12 protein-coding genes are annotated in these 18,325 nt (G+C 36.9%); 5 read left to right on the top strand and 7 right to left on the bottom strand.

Translation table 11 applies throughout. The features are described from left to right. A partial coding sequence (locus AACZ30_RS08115; RefSeq protein ID WP_339648733.1) for a hypothetical protein occupies nt 1-2,463 on the top strand: 2,463 nt, incomplete at its 5' end. On the opposite strand, the gene lipB is transcribed toward AACZ30_RS08115, so the two are convergent. Continuing rightward, nucleotides 2,460-3,158: a lipoyl(octanoyl) transferase LipB gene (gene lipB / locus AACZ30_RS08110; protein WP_339648732.1), complete on the bottom strand. Its 699-nt coding sequence runs from the start codon at nt 3,156-3,158 to the stop codon at nt 2,460-2,462. The genes AACZ30_RS08115 and lipB overlap by 4 nt on opposite strands. Further along, nucleotides 3,155-3,319, bottom strand: a complete 165-nt coding sequence (locus tag AACZ30_RS08105) for a YqaE/Pmp3 family membrane protein (protein ID WP_075327910.1) — start codon at nt 3,317-3,319, stop codon at nt 3,155-3,157. The genes lipB and AACZ30_RS08105 overlap by 4 nt, the downstream gene beginning before the upstream one ends. A gap of 192 nt (nt 3,320-3,511) precedes the next feature. Here AACZ30_RS08105 and lysS point away from each other — a divergent pair, with 192 nt between their 5' ends. Beyond that, on the top strand, nt 3,512-5,203 hold the full coding sequence (gene lysS, locus AACZ30_RS08100; protein ID WP_339648731.1) for a lysine--tRNA ligase: 1,692 nt from the start codon (nt 3,512-3,514) through the stop codon (nt 5,201-5,203). 76 nt (nt 5,204-5,279) lie between these two features. Here lysS and AACZ30_RS08095 read toward each other — a convergent pair whose 3' ends face one another. Further along, a complete protein-coding gene (locus AACZ30_RS08095) occupies nt 5,280-5,489 on the bottom strand; it encodes a hypothetical protein (protein WP_339648730.1) in 210 nt (69 codons plus the stop codon). A 216-nt stretch (nt 5,490-5,705) separates the two neighbouring features. Here AACZ30_RS08095 and AACZ30_RS08090 point away from each other — a divergent pair, with 216 nt between their 5' ends. After that, nucleotides 5,706-8,195 (top strand): zinc-dependent metalloprotease, encoded by a 2,490-nt coding sequence (locus tag AACZ30_RS08090; protein WP_339648729.1) that lies wholly within the window; start codon nt 5,706-5,708, stop codon nt 8,193-8,195. A 284-nt stretch (nt 8,196-8,479) separates the two neighbouring features. On the opposite strand, the gene AACZ30_RS08085 is transcribed toward AACZ30_RS08090, so the two are convergent. From AACZ30_RS08085 to AACZ30_RS08070, 4 genes are all read right to left on the bottom strand, one after another. Continuing rightward, nucleotides 8,480-9,700 (bottom strand): permease, encoded by a 1,221-nt coding sequence (locus AACZ30_RS08085; protein ID WP_339648728.1) that lies wholly within the window; start codon nt 9,698-9,700, stop codon nt 8,480-8,482. A gap of 26 nt (nt 9,701-9,726) precedes the next feature. Continuing rightward, nucleotides 9,727-12,429 (bottom strand): heavy metal translocating P-type ATPase, encoded by a 2,703-nt coding sequence (locus tag AACZ30_RS08080; protein ID WP_339648727.1) that lies wholly within the window; start codon nt 12,427-12,429, stop codon nt 9,727-9,729. Between the two features lie 169 nt (nt 12,430-12,598). Then, the gene (locus AACZ30_RS08075; protein ID WP_075325869.1) at nt 12,599-12,919 is read right to left on the bottom strand and encodes a four-helix bundle copper-binding protein; all 321 of its coding nucleotides are present in this window, start codon (nt 12,917-12,919) and stop codon (nt 12,599-12,601) included. Between the two features lie 158 nt (nt 12,920-13,077). Beyond that, nucleotides 13,078-13,641 carry a helix-turn-helix transcriptional regulator gene (locus AACZ30_RS08070; RefSeq protein WP_339648725.1) on the bottom strand — a complete coding sequence of 188 codons (564 nt, stop codon included), beginning with the start codon at nt 13,639-13,641 and terminating at the stop codon, nt 13,078-13,080. Between the two features lie 375 nt (nt 13,642-14,016). Here AACZ30_RS08070 and AACZ30_RS08065 point away from each other — a divergent pair, with 375 nt between their 5' ends. Both AACZ30_RS08065 and AACZ30_RS08060 read left to right on the top strand, forming a co-directional pair. Further along, nucleotides 14,017-15,531, top strand: a complete 1,515-nt coding sequence (locus tag AACZ30_RS08065) for a vanadium-dependent haloperoxidase (RefSeq protein WP_339648723.1) — start codon at nt 14,017-14,019, stop codon at nt 15,529-15,531. Between the two features lie 71 nt (nt 15,532-15,602). Further along, the coding region (locus tag AACZ30_RS08060) for an FG-GAP-like repeat-containing protein (protein ID WP_339648722.1) at nt 15,603-18,325 on the top strand (2,723 nt) is incomplete at its 3' end.

Genomic DNA, 18,325 nt, shown 5'->3' with positions numbered 1-18,325 from the left:
TTAGTTTTTATGAAGAAAATTCTCTTCAAATTTTTATTGGTTTTCTTTCTTATTTCCTGTCAAAACCAGGAAAAAAATATTGCTGTTTCTAAGTTTATTCCAGAGGATGCTACGGTAATTATCCAAACTCATAACCTTAAAAATCTTCAGCAGGATTTGGAAAATTTTAGCTTTTTTAGTGGAAATAAATTGACTGCTAAGAATTATCTGAAAAAGGAATTAGGGTATTTGAAACACGCCGATACTCTTACATCGGCCATAATCGCATTTTCAATCTCTGAAAACGAGGAATTGACCTATTCTTTAATATTTAAAAACAAACCAAAATTTCAATTAGATTCTGTCAAAAATAAATCGGTAGAAAGTATTAAAACGGAAGGCCTTGACTATCAAAAAATTGTTTTGGAAGGCAATTCCTTTTTTATATCAACAGGTAATGCTCCTTTTATAGCTTCAAATTCTGACGAAAACCTGATACAAATTCTGGGTAAAGAAAAATTGTTGAATACCGAAGAATTCCAAAGGGTATATTCGGCTATAGACCTTAACAAGACTTCTATAATCTTTAATCATCAACATTTTAAAGTTTTTCAGCAAAATTTATTTCCAAATTTAGCGCTTCAAAATGTAGAAAATTACGCGCCGTGGAGTGCAATAGATTTTGATATAGAAAATGAAGGCATTTCTTTTAACGGACTTAGCATTGCGGCAAACTCATCTAATCTGCATAAGATTTTTCAAAATTCAGGAACAGTTTCTCAAGAATTTGCTTCCATAATTCCTGAAAATGCGCTTGGTTTTACTGCCCTGGCATATAAAAATCCTAAAATATTTCTTCAGAATTTAAAAACCTTTAGAGGCGATTCCACTTCCAATCCTATTGATGAAATTATTCTAAAAAGTCAGGAAGCAGGAATTATTTACACTGAAGAAAACACCCTTTTTGGAATAAAAACCCTGGTAGATATTGAAGCAACCGACTTAATATCAGGTTATGCCGAGTTGGAAGAAAATTATCGTGATTTTCCAATATATAAAGTTTCTCAGCCCGATATTTTTGAGACAATTTTTAGCCCGATATTTATTTCTAAAAAGAACAATTTTGCTCTTGCAATTGATGAATATCTCATCTTCGCAAATTCAATACCTCAACTGCGTGAATTAATTGCCAATTATGTAAACGAGAATACACTGGCGCATCAATCTTATTATAAAAACCGTCAGCAAAAACTTGCTATGGAATCTTCTATTCTCATAGTTGGAAAAACCGAGAAATTAAAAACCAAACTGGCTGAGGTGGTAGCCAACGAATTAAGCGAAGAAATGAGCAATTTGGATTTTGGTGAACATAAACTGGCTATTTTACAATTGGTGGAAGAAGGCGATTTTGCCCATATTCATGGTACTTTCGAGACGCAAAACAACGAAAGTAATTCGAACACCAAAACAGAAGAAATTCTTTCGGTTAGCCTGGATGCTGAATTACTAAACGAACCGGTTTTGGTAAAAAATCATTTGAATAATCAAATGGATATCGCGGTTCAGGATATTAATAACACGCTCTATCTAATTTCTAATAAAGGCACGATTTTCTGGAAGAAAAAATTAAGCGGACCAATTCTGGGCGAAATTAAACAGGTAGATCTTTTTAAAAATGGTAGATTTCAGCTCGCTTTTGCGACTCCCTATTCTATTGAAGTTTTAGACCGAAATGGAAATACCGTAAAACCTTTTCCAATAGAATTTAAAGACGAAATTTCACAACCTTTGTCTTTATTCGATTATGATAATAACAGAAAATATCGCTTTTTGATTACTCAAAATGATAAAGTGTTTATGTATGATAAAAACGGAAAAAGTGTTAGAGGTTTCGATTTTAGAAGAACCAATTCTGAAATTTTAAAAGCACCAAAACATTTGAGAATTCAGAATAAAGATTATATCGTTTTTCCTGAAAAATCTGGTAAACTAAATATTTTGAGTCGGCAGGGAGAACATCGGGTAAACGTAAAAGAAAGTATAGATTTTTCAGATAACCAATGGTATGAGTTTGAAAACGATTTTGTTTCAACAAATGTTGAAGGAAATTTGGTAAAAGTTACGCAAACCGGGCAGGTAACTACTCTAAACACCAGTTTTAGTGAAAATCATAAGATTTCAGCAAGACCAAATATACTGGTAAGTCTTTCCGAAAATATTTTAAAAATTAAGGATAAGGAATTAAGCCTGGATTACGGACTCTACACTGAACCGAAAATCTTTTATGTAAACGATAAATATTACATCAGCTTAACCGATTTACAAACCCAGAAGATTTATGTTTTTGATAGTAATGCAGCGCTGCTTCCCGGTTTTCCGGTTTATGGAACTTCAAAAATCAATTTAAATAATGTTGATATTGATAACCGCCCGGAATTTGTAGTAAAAGGTGGTGAAAAAGAAGTTTTATTGTATAAATTCTAACTCAATTCTGCCTCAAACAATTCTTCAAAATGTTTTAAAACCTTCTCCTGAACTTCAGCCAGGGGAATTTCTTTTTTCCCAAGCTCTACGTTTAAAGAAGTAACTGCTTTGCCTTCAATTCCGCAGGGAATAATATGGTCAAAATAGCCTAAATCGGCATTTACGTTTAGTGCAAAACCGTGCATAGTAACCCAACGGCTGGCACGCACACCCATTGCACATATTTTCCTGGCAAATGGTGTTCCCACATCTAGCCAAACCCCGGTTTCACCCGGGCTGCGTTCGGCTTTTAAACCGTAATCGTTTAAAGTGAGAATAATACATTCTTCCAGAAAACGCAGGTATTTATGTATATCGGTAAAGAAATTATCAAGGTCTAGAATGGGATAACCAACCAACTGCCCCGGGCCGTGATAAGTGATATCGCCGCCGCGGTTAATTTTATAATATTTAGCTTGCCTTTTTTCGAGTTCGGTTTCAGAAATAAGCAGATTTTTAATATCGCCACTTTTACCCAAAGTATAAACGTGCGGATGCTCTACCATTAAAAGGTAATTAGGCGTAATTTCGTTTAAATTTTGTCTTCGGTTTTTAATTTTAAGATCAAGAATTTCCTTAAAAAGACTTTCCTGGTAATCCCAGGTTTCTTTATAATCCTTATATCCTAAATTCTGTAAATTTATCTGTTTGTTCATACGCCTTTTCTCGGATTATTCAGAATAATAAGTGCCGCGATCACTCCCGGAATCCAACCTAAAATAGTAAGGATTAGTACAATTAAAATAGATCCACAACCCCTATCGTAAACCGCGAGGGGTGGGAATAGAACCGAAAGAATTACCCGCCAAACACTCATATTATCTAAAACTTTTATCAAGTATGTTGCAAAGATAAGATTATAAATACAGAAACTTATTTGATAAAGAAGTGCATTTTTATCTTCAAAATATTATCAAAAATTCAGGTTTATATCGCATTGGTTGGTAGCCACATAGTCACTATATTTGCACTCGTTTTGCCAAAGCAAGCAATTAATTTAAATACGAGTATGCAATTATCTGAACAGGAAATAGTAAGAAGAGAAAAGCTTTCTGCACTGAGAAAAGCAGGTATAAACCCCTATCCGGCAGATTTATTCCCGGTAAAGGACACCAGCAAGGGAATAAAGGAGAATTTTGAAGATGGAAAAAAAGTGGTTTTGGCCGGCAGGTTAATGTCACGTCGTATCCAGGGGAAAGCTTCTTTTGCCGAAATACAGGATTCTAAAGGAAAAATTCAGGTTTATTTTAACCGTGATGAAATTTGTACCGGGGAAGATAAAAGCAAGTATAACGATGTATATAAAAAATTGCTGGATATAGGCGATTTTATAGGAATTGAAGGTGAACTTTTTAAAACCCAGGTTGGGGAAATGACGGTAATGGTGAAAGATTTCACTTTGCTAAGCAAATCTATTCGCCCTTTACCACTTCCAAAAACAGATAAAGACGGAAACACTTACGACGGATTTACCGATCCCGAACACCGTTACCGCCAGCGTTATGCCGATTTGGCCGTGAATCCAAAGGTTAAGGAAATCTTTGTAAAGCGTACGAAACTATTCAACGCAATGAGAAATTTCTTTAATGAAAGAGAATACTTCGAAGTTGAAACGCCAATCTTACAATCTATTCCCGGTGGTGCTGCTGCGAGACCATTCGTCACTCATCACAATGCGTTAGATATTCCGCTATATTTAAGAATTGCCAATGAATTATATCTTAAAAGATTAATCGTTGGGGGATTTGACGGGGTTTATGAGTTTTCCAAAAACTTCAGAAATGAAGGGATGGACAGAACCCACAACCCAGAATTTACCGCGATGGAAATCTATGTAGCCTACAAAGACTACAACTGGATGATGGAATTTACAGAAACTTTGCTGGAGCATTGTGCGATCGCAGTAAACAATACTACCGAAGCTGTTTTTGGCCAGCATAAAATAGATTTTAAAGCGCCATACAAACGCGTTACCATGACCGATTCTATCAAAGAATTTACCGGATTTGATATCACCGGTAAATCTGAAGCTGAAATTAGAAAAGCAGCTGAAAATATGGGAATTGAAGTTGATGAAACGATGGGTAAAGGAAAACTCATAGACGAGATTTTTGGTGAAAAATGTGAAGGAAATTATATCCAACCCACCTTTATTACCGATTATCCGAAGGAAATGAGTCCGCTTTGTAAAGAACATCGTGAAAATCCTGAATTAACCGAGCGTTTTGAATTAATGGTTTGTGGAAAAGAAATTGCAAATGCATATTCTGAATTAAACGATCCCATAGACCAACGTGAGCGTTTTGAAGAGCAGCTAAAACTTGCAAAAAAAGGAGACTACGAAGCAACCGAATTTATAGACCAGGATTTCTTAAGAGCTTTAGAATACGGGATGCCACCAACATCTGGATTAGGAATTGGGATGGATCGTTTAATTATGTTCTTAACCAATAATCAATCGATCCAGGAAGTTTTATTCTTCCCACAAATGAAGCCGGAAAGAAAAGCCGTTGAACTTAGCGAAGATGAAAAAACGGTATTTCAGCTATTAAAAAGTGATGAAATTCAGGAGTTGGAAACTATAAAAACCAAGTCGGGTTTAAGTAATAAAAAATGGGATAAAACCCTTAAATCGCTTAGAAAACATAAGATTATAGATGTTTTCAAAGACGATGAAATTATGAAAATTAAAGCCGTTTAATGCGTAATGTTCTATAAATTAATTAGGCATTTTAAGGAATTAAAATGCCTTATTTTTTTCTACTGTTCTATAATTATTACTTTCCAAACATCCCTCCTATGCCACCAAGAGTATCTCCTAAACCACCTTCTTCGCCATTTTCACCGCTAAGATATTTGTCTACCTGAGCAGCCAAAGGTGCTGGCATGCGGTCTTTGAGAAAGCCTGCTACGGTGGTAACCGCAGTTTGAGCTTGTTCCTCACTAATTCCAGCTTTTTCTGAGACTAACTTTATTATTTTTTCCATTACTATTTTTTAATATTTTAGTTTATTTTTAAATATAATCATATCAATTTAATTACCTACTCATTTTAGATCAACCAACTTTTATTTAACTTTATTTTAAACCTTTTTGAGATATTTGAGTCAAAGGATAAGCAAATGCTGATCTTTTTTCTTTTTTAGCTTTTGCTTTAGAAAATTATCACTTCAAATTAATCACACAAACCAAAATTAAACTTTATGACCAAAAGATTTACGAATAAGCTCTTTATAGTAGCCTTATCGGTATCGGTTTCGAGTTGTGCGGTTTTTCAGCCAAATAAATCTTCGGTTGATGCCTCCAAAGAAGAAGCCTCCAAAAAGAATGGAGACTTAGAACCTTACGCCAAAGTAATAACCAAAGACGCCAAAAGTGACAAAGGTTTATTCACCGTACACCGGGTAGAAGATAAATATTTCTACGAAATTCCAGATAGTCTTTTTAACCGTGAAATGCTTACAGTTACAAGAATCGCAAAAACCGCAACCGGAATTGGTTTTGGCGGCGGAAAGCAAAATACCCAGGTTCACCGCTGGCAGAAAAAAGACGGCCACGTTCTTCTAAGAGTTGTTTCTCACGAAATCTACGCAGCAGATTCACTTCCGGTTCATGAAGCGGTGGTAAACTCTAATTTTGAACCTGTTTTACAACGTTTTCCTATAAAAACTGTAGGGAAAGATTCCGTAAATAAAACAACCGTAATTGAAGTAACCGATCTTTATACCAAAGACGTTCAGGCGCTGGGTTTAAGAGACGGCACCAGAAAACAATATAAAGTTTCGCGTTTAGACGATAGCCGTTCTTATATAGATACTATTCGTAGCTATCCTGAAAATATTGAAGTTAGACACGTTAAGACCTATAATGCAGGTGAACCGCCTTCTAATGCAAGTACCGGTTCTATTTCTTTGGAATTCAGCAATTCTATGATCTTACTTCCAAAAGAGCCAATGAAACGTCGTTATTTTGACCAGCGTGTAGGTTGGTTTGCCCGTGGACAAACAGATTATGGGCTTGATGCTCAAAAGAGTAAAGAGGTAAAGTATCTTGATCGTTGGAGGCTTGAGGTTAAGGAAGAAGACAAAGAAAAATTTGAAAACGGCGAATTGGTTGAACCCAAAGAGCAAATTGTTTATTATGTAGACCGCGCCACGCCAGAGCAGTGGATACCATATATAAAACAAGGTATTGAAGACTGGCAGGTTGCTTTTGAAGAAGCAGGATTTAAAAATGCAATTATCGCTAAAGATCCACCAAGTAAAGAAGAAGATCCAGACTGGAGCCCGGAAGACGTGCGCTATTCTGTAGTTCGCTACCTGGCTTCTCCAATTCCAAATGCCAATGGACCTCACGTTAGTGACCCGCGTTCTGGAGAGATCCTGGAATCAGATATCAACTGGTATCACAACGTAATGACCCTGCTTAGAAACTGGTTCTTTGTTCAAACTGCAGCTATAAACGAAGACGCTCGTAGCGTTGAGTTTGAAGACGAAGTAATGGGTCGTTTAATTCGATTTGTTTCTTCTCACGAGGTAGGCCACACTTTAGGTCTTCCACATAATATGGGAAGTAGTGTTGCGTACGCGGTAGAAGATCTTCGTGATCCAGAATTTACTGCTGAATATGGAACTGCACCTTCAATTATGGATTATGCACGTTTCAACTATATTGCACAGCCAGAAGATGGTGATGTGGCTTTAATGCCAGATATTGGACCTTATGATAAATATGCAATTGAATGGGGTTACCGACCAATTTTAGATAAATCTGCAGAAGAAGAAAAGGAAATTCTTGATGAATGGATTCTTGAAAAAGCAGGTGATCCTTTATATCGCTTCGGAAGCCAGCAAAGTGGCGGAGTTATAGACCCGAGTTCTCAAACTGAAGATCTTGGTGACGATGCAGTTTTGGCCAGTGAATACGGAATTAAAAACCTGAAGCGCATAATGCCAAAATTAATCGAGTGGACTGCTGAAGATGGTAAAAATTACGACGATCTTGACGATATGTACGGCCAGATATTAAGTCAGTTTAACCGCTATATGGGGCACGTGACGGCTAATATTGGTGGAGTTTATGAATATTATAAAACTTACGACCAGGAAGGTGCCGTTTACTCTCATGTAGATGCGGCTCATCAAAAGAAGGCGATGAATTTCTTGCACAAACAACTTTTTGAAACTCCAGAATGGTTAATAGACCAGGAAATTTTTAATAAGATTGAATTTGACGGGCATGTTGAACGCATTAGAAATATGCAGGAACGTAGCCTTAATAATCTACTGGACTTCGGAAGAATGGCGCGTTTAATGGAAAACGAAGAAATAAATGGTAATGAAGCTTACGGTTTAATTGATATGATGAGCGATGTTAGAACTGGAATTTGGCGCGAACTTTCTTCGGGACAGAATATAGACCGTTACCGCAGAAATCTTCAGCGTGCTTATATTGAGCGTTTGAAGCATTTAATGACTGAAGAGCAGAGTGAAATTCCTTCAAGATACAGAAGCTGGATTAGCCGAAGCAATATAGATGTTGCTCAAAGTGATATTCGTCCTGTAGTAAGAGGAGAACTTAAAACGCTTCAAAGTCAAATTAGAAGAGCAGCTAACCGTGGAGACCGTTTAACAAGGTACCACCTTCAGGATGCTTTAGAAAGAATAGATTTAATTCTAAACCCAATAAAATAACCTCAACATTTTTTTGGATTAATTAGTTTGGAAGCCACCGTCCCTACACGGTGGTTTTTTTTATAAATAAATTAAACCTTTTTAAAATTCTATAGTCTTACTATTAAAGCCACTTAAATTGCTATGAAAAAGAATTTTTTGATTTAAGTATCAAAAAGTGAAAAGTGAGTTTTTAGATTAGTTAGTTTAGTTTGTTTGAATTGAGAGCAGTATCGGGAAAAATCGAAAATCTAAATTTTATGATACCCATGTAAAATTTACCTCCTTTCTGCTCTCTTTTTTATTTAAAGCAAAAACTTAGCAATAAGTCCTCCCGCCAGCCATAGGTAGCATACAAAAGCAATATATTTTAAGCTCGTTTCCAGTAACTGACTTTTAGGTGCCATCTCCTTCATATGCATCACATCTTTTCGCTTAAAAAATCCAAGATAAATTAGCACCCCAGAAATTGCTAAAAAGAGCATATTCAGCCAAAAAGTATAATCTATTTTAAAATGTTCTGCATCCGTAATTTTTACCGAAGAAGGATCTGGTAATAAATTAAACAGGTTAAACCCGTAATGCAATAATAGAGAAGTACCAATTAATGCGATAAAAAGAAGAAAAAGTATAAAGAAAGACATTTTCCAGCCATAATATTTCGCGTTAATTCTCAAGACCGGAAAAACCACCAAATCACTAAAAATAAAGGCCATTACCCCGGCAAAACTTACTCCTTTTCCAAAGAGCAAAGCTGCCAATGGAATATTCCCCATAGAACCTATAAACGTTAAAAATGCGGCAATTGGACCAACTATTATATGCTCCAGAATTGTGAAAAAACCGAAATCTGTATTTCCTCCTCCCGTATTTATAAATAAAGTTTGAAAAAAGGAATCTGGAACAAAAGCTGCAACAACCCCGGCAATAGTAAAACCTAAAGTCACATCTTTCCAAACCATTTTCCACTCCATAGCATACTGTTTGGACACTTTAGCCCAACTGGTTTCTGACTTTATCTTTTTCTTCCAGGATTTTTCTGAATCTTCATCATCTTCATCTTTTTCGTCCAGGCGTTCGCGTGCTTTTTGTATTAATTTCTTCGGATTAATTAGCCTAATAAGTATCCAGCTGATAAGGATTAGCAATATTCCACCAACATATTCACCTACTACAAATTGCCAACCTAAAAAGATGGCAATTAAGATTCCCAACTCAATAACAAGGTTAGTAGAAGCCAGTAAGAAAGCAATTGAAGAAGAAAAACTGGCTCCTTTTTTAAACAAGCTTTTAGTTGAAGCTAAAGCAGAGAAACTACACGAACTACTAATAAAACCAAAGAAAGTACCGAGCAACATACTTTTAGATTCGTCTTTACCCATAGTCCTTTCCATACGCTTTTCGGTTACAAAAATTTGGATACAACTACTTATTACATAACCCAAAATAAAGGCCCATAAAGCCATCCAGAAAAAACCGGCGCTGGTATAGGCCGCTTCTCCCCACTTACTCAAAAAATCCTGCATTTCTATTAGTTTTGGTGGTTAGTATTCTACTCTAATTTCGAGCTTTTTAATCTTAAAGCATTTGCAATTACTGAAACTGAACTAAAACTCATCGCTAAAGCTGCAATCATTGGTGAAAGTAAAAGTCCGAAGACCGGGTATAAAACTCCGGCAGCAATTGGCACTCCAAGCGTGTTATAGATTAAAGCAAAAAACAGGTTTTGCTTAATATTTTTCATCACTTTTTTACTTAGCATTTTGGCCTTTTTAACTGCTTTAAGGTCACCTTTTACCAGGGTGATTTCTGCGCTTTCTATCGCCACATCTGTTCCCGTTCCCATGGCAATACCAATATTGGCCTGGGCCAAGGCGGGTGCATCGTTTATTCCATCACCGGCCATTGCCACTTTTTTACCTTTTTCCTGAAGTTTTTTCACTTCATTTTGCTTATCCTCTGGCAGCATTCCAGCTTTAAAGCCGGTTAACCCGAGTTCTTCAGCAACAGATTTTGCAGTTTTCTCATTATCGCCGGTAAACATATAAACCTCAACCCCATCATCCATTAAAGATTTTAGAGCTTCTCTACTGGTTTTTTTAATAGGATCGGTAATTGTAAAGTATCCCGTTACTTTCCCATCTACCGCTACAAAAGAAACGGTTTTACCTTTCTCCTGTTCAGCCGTTACTTTTTTATTTATTTCTGAAGGAATTTCAACATTTTCTGCTTGCATCAGTTTATCATTCCCAATGGCAATCCTCTTGTTATTTACCGTGCCTGTAACTCCTTTTCCGGTAATGGAATTGAAATCTGAAGCTTCAGTATATTTCAGCTGATTTTCTCTTGCAAAATCTACAGTAGCTTTAGCCAGCGGATGTTCACTTTGAGAATTTACCGAAGCGATAAGTTTTATAATTTCATCTTTATTTTCTTCAGAAATCACTTCAACTTTTTCCACTTTGGGTTTACCTTCAGTAATGGTTCCGGTTTTATCTATAATCAAAGTATCAATATCATCCATTTGCTCTAACGCACGGGCGTTTTTAATAAGCACCCCATTTTGTGCACCTTTTCCCACTCCTACCATAACAGACATTGGAGTGGCCAGGCCAAGCGCACAGGGGCAGGCAATTATTAATACTGCGATGGCATTCACTAAAGCGTAAACATATTGTGGCTCTGGCCCGTAAATAGCCCAAACTATATAGGTAATTATCGCAATAATCACTACCACCGGCACAAAATAAGCTGAAATCCTATCGGCTAATTTCTGAATTGGGGCCTGGGACCGGCTGGCATCATTTACCATCTTTATAATTTGAGAAAGCAAGGTCTCCTCTCCCACTTTTTCAGCTTTCATTGTAAAACTCCGGTTTCCATTAATGGTCCCTGAACTTACTTTATCGCCTTCAGCCTTATCAACCGGGATGGGCTCCCCGGTAATCATAGATTCATCAATACTGGAATTCCCGTTTTCGATAGTTCCGTCTACCGGAATTTTATCTCCCGGTTTTACTCTTAGAATATCTCCTTTTTCAATTTCGTCTATAGCAACTTCCTTTTCTTCGCCATTCACTACTTTTATCGCTTTGTTGGGAGCAAGTTTCAGCAGTTCTTTTATCGCAGAATTTGTTTTACTATGCGCGCGCGCCTCCAAAACCTGCCCAAGTAAAACAAGCGTTAGAATAACCGAGGCGGCTTCAAAATAAACGTGCACTGTGCCCGTTTGAGTCTTAAATTGCGGCGGAAAAAAATCGGGACACAACAAGCCGAAAACACTAAAAACCCAGGCTACCCCGGCGCCAATGCCAATTAGCGTGAACATATTGAGGTTCCAGGTTTTTATAGATCGCCAGGCACGTTCAAAAAACATCCAGGTAGCATAAAAGACCACGGGAATTGATAAACCAAACTGAATCCAATTCCAATATTTTTGGTCTAAAATTTCATAAAGCGGATTGCCTGAAATCATCTCAGACATCGCGATAATAAAAATGGGAAGCGTAAACGCTACGGCTATATTAAACTTTTTGAGTAACTTTTTATAAGATTTACTTTCTGAAGATTCTTCCGGTTCTTTGGGCACCAGATCCATTCCACATTTGGGACAGGAACCGGGACCATCCTGCTCTACTTCAGGATGCATGGGGCAGGTATACGTAGCAGCTTGTGGTTTTAGGCTGGCTTCTTCTACCAGGTCCATTCCGCAAACCGGACAATCGCTGGGCTCAGTGTAAGTTTTATCACCTTCACAATGCATAGGGCAATAATAAACACCTGTTCCCTGCCCTGATTGAGAAGATTTTTTCTTATTAGATTTTACTTTTTTACCGGGTTCGTGAATTTCATAGTGTCCCCCATCTTTCTTTAAGGCTTGCTGCAATTTTTCTAAGGAAACATTTTTTTCCGCAACAATTTTTGCTTCTTCTTTTTCGAGGTTTACCTCAGCACTTTTAACCCCTTCAACTTTACTTAGCGTTTTTTCTACGTGAGATCTACAACCCATACAGGTCATTCCACTCACCGGATATGTTTTAAGGCTTTCGTTTTTTGGATGAATTTGATAGTTGCTGTCTTCCAGTGCTTTTTGAAATTTTTCAATTTCAATATGTTGTTGCATTTCGATTTCCGCAGCAGCTTTTTCAAGATCTACCCGGGCATCAATAACACCTTCAACATTTTTTAAAGTATTTTCAACGTGGGCCCTGCAACCCATACAGGTCATCCCGGAAATTTGATAGGTATGTTTCATAGATTTTATTGGAGAAAAAAAGGCTGTTTGAACCTCTATTGTTACTTACGTCATGCTGTCCCGAAGCTTCGGGATTATTTTAGCATCTAAATTGAAAGAAATTAGACCCTGGAACAAGTTCAGGGTAACGTCTACTAGTAAAAAATCAAACAGCCTTTAAAATTAAATTTTATGCTAAGTAAGCTTCACAAGCTTTTGCACATTCACGGCAGGCTTTAGCGCAATCCTGACAGTGTTGATGTTCGTGTTTACCGCATTCATCGGCACACGCATTACAAATTTCAATGCAATATTTTACAAGTCCGTCTACATTTTTATAGCCGGTGACCAACACCTGGTTAAGGGTGCTACAAACCTCTGCACAAACACGATCGGTTCTAATGCAGTCTTTCATCATTTTCACATTGTCTTCATCAAGACAGGCATCAGCACAATAGTTACAATGATTAATGCAATTCCCTAAGGTGCTTAACAATTTCTCATTTCTCATAATATTGGTTTTTATTGGTTTAAATCAAAGTTAAGCACTATTAACCGCAATGAGTTTTAAAATTATGGTAAGAAGTTATAAGAAAATTGAAAAGATTAAAACGGATTTTACTCCCAATTAACTAATAAAACAATATTACTATGGTCTAAATTTGTTTGCTACAATTTATCCAGAGATTTTCGCTCCTGGTGGTGAAGTTTGTATTGGGATGGGTTTAAGCCGGTTTCTTTTTTGAAAAAAGTTGAAAGATACGCTGCACTACCAAATTGCAATTTATCGGCAATTTCTGAAATATTTAATTCATCATATTCCAGTAATTCTTTAATGCGTTCAGCTTTAATTTTATTTTGAAAACTTTGAATGCTTTGTCCTTCGGCTTTACTAAAAATACTCGTGAGATGACTATAATCGTAATGTAGTTCTTCACTTAAAACTTCAGAAAGCTTTTTGTTTTTAAAATCTTTGCGTTCGTAAACCCATTCAATAATTATAGACTTAATATTGGTAACAATTTTATCGTGGCGTTCAGCTACAATTTCAAATCCGTTTGCTTTAAGCGCTTCTTCAAAAAGCTGAAATTGCTCTAAAGAGAGCTCTTTCTCAAACTCTATCCTGCCTAAACTAATATCTACATATTTAAGTTTTTGTTGCTGCAAAGTGTTTTCTACACTCATAAGGCAACGGTCACAAACCATGTTTTTTATATGTAAGATATTATTCATTTAGAATTTAGCTTTTAGAATTTCTTTAAGCTGGTATGCCTTGCTGAAATAAAAAATAGTGAGTGCAAAATTACGAAGAATTAATCTTTCCTCTGTAATCTTAAAGAGTACCGAAAAAATTACAAATTAAACTTGAAGAGGGTTTTCATTTAATAAACTTCAGGAAAAAAGAATAAAAGTGATTTTTAAAAAAAATTATTTAAAAAAAAATCAAACTTACATTTTTAGGCAATCCATTGCGTAGACTGGGATACGAGGCACTACCCCCCTAATTTAAAAGTGTTTAGGGCAATCTACTCCCGAAAAAAGGCGGAAATAATTTAGTAGGTATAAAAAAAATTCACTTATTTTATATGTTAATAAAAACAAAAAATTATGTGGGGATTTATTGCATTACTTTTTTTTAATTTTCAAGGTGGAATGGAAGTTACTACAACCTCTCCTCCAACTACAGACGATAAAATTGAAGTAATTACTCCTAACGATAAACTGGGAGAAAATAATCTTGCTTACAAATGGGGAAAATTAGCTTTAGATGCTACAGCTAAAGATACCGACAGATTTAATCCAAGACCCACGATAAGTTCTCGTTTCCTCGGGCTTATTTTCACCGCAGTTTTTGATGCCTGGTCCCGGTATGACGATAAAGCAATTCCTGTTTATATGCAGGGCATTGAACGCCGCCCACTTCAAGAACAGAATTTAAAAAATAAGGAAATTGCCATAAGTTATGCGGCTTTTAGGACTATGAACGAATATTACTTTACCGATGAGTCTATGTTTCGGGAATTTATGGTAGAACTGGGATTAGACCCAGATGACACCTCTTTAGATCCTAATACCGCTGTTGGAATAGGTAACCTGGCGGCAAAAGCCGTAATTGAAGCCAGGCATAATGATGGTGCAAATCAATATGGTGAAGAAGAAGGCTCTAATGGTAAAGCTTATTTTGATTATATGGGTTACAAACCCGTTAATTCTGCCGATGAGAATATAGACCTTAACAGGTGGCAATCTAAATATTTCTCTGATGGAAAAGGAGGCCAATTCGTGCCAAAATGTTTAACGCCTTACTGGCACAAGGTGGAGCCGGTTGGATTACAATCGGCAGATCAGTTCAGGCCGGGACCACCACCAATGGTAGGTTCAAAACAATTAGAGGAAGAAGTAAAAGAAGTAGTAGAATTACAGGCAAATCTAACCGATGAGCAAAGAGCCCTGGTAGAATTTATGCGAGATGGCCCGCAATCGGTTCAACAGGCCGGCCATTGGCTAAAGTTTGCCCAGGAAGTCTCAGTTCGGGATCAACATAACCTGGATAAAGATGTAAAAATGTATTTCTACAACCAGATCACTGCAATGGATGCATTTATTGCCTGCTGGGATAGTAAAATGTATTACGATTACGCCAGGCCTTATGCTTTAGTTCATGAATTTTTCAAAGACGAAGATATTTACGGTTGGGGAGGCCCAGAAAAAGGAATGGTAGAAATGAAAGGACAGGACTGGAGACCATATTCTCCTTCAACTTTCTTATGCCCTCCTTTTCCCGGTTATGTATCGGGCCACAGTGCCATTAGTGGTGCCTGCGGTGAAGCTTTAAAACTTTTTACCGGAAGTGACGAATTTGGATCTGAAGTCACATTAACTCCCGGAATCCTTACAGAGCCAAACCGACTTGGCAAGGAAGTCACTTTAGAATTCCCTACTTTCTCGGAAGCCGCAGAAATGGCCGGTTTATCCCGCGTTCTTGGCGGTTACCATATCCAGGCAGATAATATTGAAGGGCTAAAGTTAGGAAGAAAGGTAGCCCGGGAAAACTGGATCTTCTTTAAAAAACACATAGGAGAACCTGTAATAAGCAAGCACACCAGTCTTTCAAATAATTAATCCCTGGAATTTCAATAAATAGCCATACCAGGTTAAATTCAAACAATACCCTCCAAAATAATCATCCCAAAATGAAAATACTTTATAAGTCATTTTTCCTGATTTTTTTCTTTTTAATTATTTCGTGTAAGGATTCTGCCCCAGAGGAAAAGGAATTAGCGAAAAAAGAATCGACTGAAAATACTAAAATCTTCAGCAATGTTTCTGCCGCAAAATCTGGTATCAATTTTAGTAACAACCTTACCGAAAACGATTCCTTAAATTACTTTACCTACTCTTATATTTATATGGGTGGAGGGGTATCTACCGGAGACATTAATAACGATGGCCTTCCAGATCTTTATTTTACAGGAAACCAGGTTCCCAACAAACTTTATTTGAATAAAGGAAATATGGAATTTGAAGATATTACAGAATCTGCCGGGGTTGCTGGAGATGAGAGATGGTACACAGGAGTCACCATGGCCGATGTTAATGCAGATGGTTTTCTGGATATTTATCTTTCTGTAGGAGGAAAATTTCAACCTAAAAACAACCAGCTCTTTATAAATAATGGAGATGGAACTTTTAGTGAAAAAGCTAAAGAATATGGTTTAGACGATCCCGGTAATAGTGTACAGGCCACCTTTTTTGATTACGACAAAGATGGTGACCTTGATGTTTACATAGCCAATTACCCTCCAACCCGTTTTGACGCTCCAAATTTTGTATATGAATACCAAATGAATAGTGTAACCGATCTGCAAACCGATCATTTAATGCGTAACGACGGTGGGAAATTTACCGATGTTACTAACGAAGCAGGGGTTAGAAGTTTCGGGTTAACGCTCTCTGCAACAGTTGGAGATTTAAATAACGATGGTTGGCCAGACCTCTATATTTCTAACGATTTTAGTTCCCCAGATTTTATGTATATAAACAATGGTGAAGGCAGTTTTAGAGAAGTGGTAAAAGATGCTACCTCTCACACTTCATTTTACGGAATGGGTGTAGATATAGCAGATTATAATAACGATGGGCTTTTAGATATTTATCAGGTAGATATGTCTGCCAAAGATAATAGGAGAAAAAAAGCCAATATGGCCAGTATGAACCCCGATTTGTTCTGGGGTACTGTAGAAGCTGGTTTTCACTATCAATACATGCAGAACGTGCTGCAAACCAATACGGGAGTTTTTAACAATAACACACCGTTTTTTGCAGATCAATCCCGTATTGCCGGTGCCGCTTCTACAGATTGGAGCTGGGGCCCGCTTTTTGCCGATTTTGATAATGACGGCCACAAAGATCTTTTTGTAACCAACGGCACACGAAGAGAAATAAACAACAACGATTATTTTAACGAGCTTAAAAACAAGTCGCTTACTAAAGAAGACCGTCTTGAAAAAAGTTTAAATATTCCTTCAGAAAAAATAGACAATTTTATTTTTGAAAATAACGGTGATCTAACCTTTAATATAGCTAATGAAAAATGGGGGATTGTATATGAAGGATTTTCTAACGGAGTAGTTTATGTAGATCTTGACAATGATGGTGATTTGGAAATTATCACCAACAATATAGACGACACAGCTTCTGTTTTTGAAAACCAGAGTTCCACAAAAAATAATTATGTACAAATTAAACTACAAGGACCCGAAAAAAATAAATTCGGTATAGGCAGCAGGGCGTATGTTACCGCAAACGATACTGAACAGATGCAGGAATTAACTTTGTCACGTGGCTTTCAGTCTTCGGTGGCGCCTCAACTTCATTTTGGACTTGCGCAGGCAGATCTTATTGACGAAATTAGAATTGAATGGCCAGATGGGAAAGTTGAAATAAGAGAGGATGTAGAAGCAAATCAGTTTCTAAGTTTTAACTACGAAGATGCTTCAGTAATAGAAACTTCTAATGAACTAAAGCCTGAAACCTTATTTTCAACCATAACAGATTCAACTTCATTCCCTACCCATAAGCATATTGAAAATGAGTACGACGATTTTAAAGACGAAGTACTTCTTCCCCACCGCACTTCTACCTTTGGTCCCAGTATCGCGGTTGGAGATTTAAACGGCGATGGCAAAGAAGATTTTATTGTGGGAGGCGCAGCTACTTATGAAGCTGGATTATATTTTTGGACTGAGAACGGCTTTAAAAAGCAAGCCAGTGCTGCTTTTGAAAAGGATAAAGCTTACGAAGACCTTGACGCCTTAATTTTTGATGCTAATGGAAATGGCCATAACGATATCTATGTAGTTAGTGGAGGCAATGAGTTTGATCCAGATTCTGAAATGCTTCAGGACAGGTTATATATCAATGATGGAAAAGGGAATTTTACAAGAGACTTAAATGCTCTCCCAAAAATGTACGACAGTGGTTCTAAAGTATACAAAGCCGATTTTGATAAAGATGGAAAGGAAGAATTATTGGTATTGGGAAGATTAGTTCCCGGTAATTATCCAAAACCCGCTAACAGTTATATTTTAAAAAATAACAGCAAAAATGGTAAAGTATCGTTTAAAGATGTAACTCAATCGGTTGCCCCATTTCTTCAATCTTTAGGGATGGCAACCAGTGCAGAAATTGTTGATTTTGACAATGACGGCTGGCAGGATATTATTATAGTAGGAGAATGGATGCCAATAAAAATTTTCAGGAATAATAAGACATCATTTAAGGATGTTTCTGAAGATATGGGAATTACCGATGATACTGCCGGCTGGTGGTGGAGTATTAAAAAAGGTGATTTTGATAATGACGGGGACCAGGATTTTATAGTAGGAAATCTAGGTGAAAATTATAAATATACAGC

It is taken from the genome of uncultured Salegentibacter sp., assembly GCF_963972535.1.
Lineage (GTDB): Bacteria > Bacteroidota > Bacteroidia > Flavobacteriales > Flavobacteriaceae > Salegentibacter.
This window is presented reverse-complemented; position numbering and strand designations above follow the sequence as displayed.

What these genes read in the sequence shown, in the direction of transcription:
- AACZ30_RS08090 (WP_339648729.1), top strand. Translation starts at nt 5,706, where the DNA reads ATGACCAAAAGATTTACGAATAAGCTCTTTATAGTAGCCTTATCGGTA.
- AACZ30_RS08070 (WP_339648725.1), bottom strand. Translation starts at nt 13,641, where the DNA reads ATGAATAATATCTTACATATAAAAAACATGGTTTGTGACCGTTGCCTT.
- AACZ30_RS08080 (WP_339648727.1), bottom strand. Translation starts at nt 12,429, where the DNA reads ATGAAACATACCTATCAAATTTCCGGGATGACCTGTATGGGTTGCAGG.
- lipB (WP_339648732.1), bottom strand. Translation starts at nt 3,158, where the DNA reads ATGAACAAACAGATAAATTTACAGAATTTAGGATATAAGGATTATAAA.
- AACZ30_RS08065 (WP_339648723.1), top strand. Translation starts at nt 14,017, where the DNA reads ATGTGGGGATTTATTGCATTACTTTTTTTTAATTTTCAAGGTGGAATG.
- AACZ30_RS08075 (WP_075325869.1), bottom strand. Translation starts at nt 12,919, where the DNA reads ATGAGAAATGAGAAATTGTTAAGCACCTTAGGGAATTGCATTAATCAT.
- AACZ30_RS08085 (WP_339648728.1), bottom strand. Translation starts at nt 9,700, where the DNA reads ATGCAGGATTTTTTGAGTAAGTGGGGAGAAGCGGCCTATACCAGCGCC.
- lysS (WP_339648731.1), top strand. Translation starts at nt 3,512, where the DNA reads ATGCAATTATCTGAACAGGAAATAGTAAGAAGAGAAAAGCTTTCTGCA.
- AACZ30_RS08105 (WP_075327910.1), bottom strand. Translation starts at nt 3,319, where the DNA reads ATGAGTGTTTGGCGGGTAATTCTTTCGGTTCTATTCCCACCCCTCGCG.
- AACZ30_RS08095 (WP_339648730.1), bottom strand. Translation starts at nt 5,489, where the DNA reads ATGGAAAAAATAATAAAGTTAGTCTCAGAAAAAGCTGGAATTAGTGAG.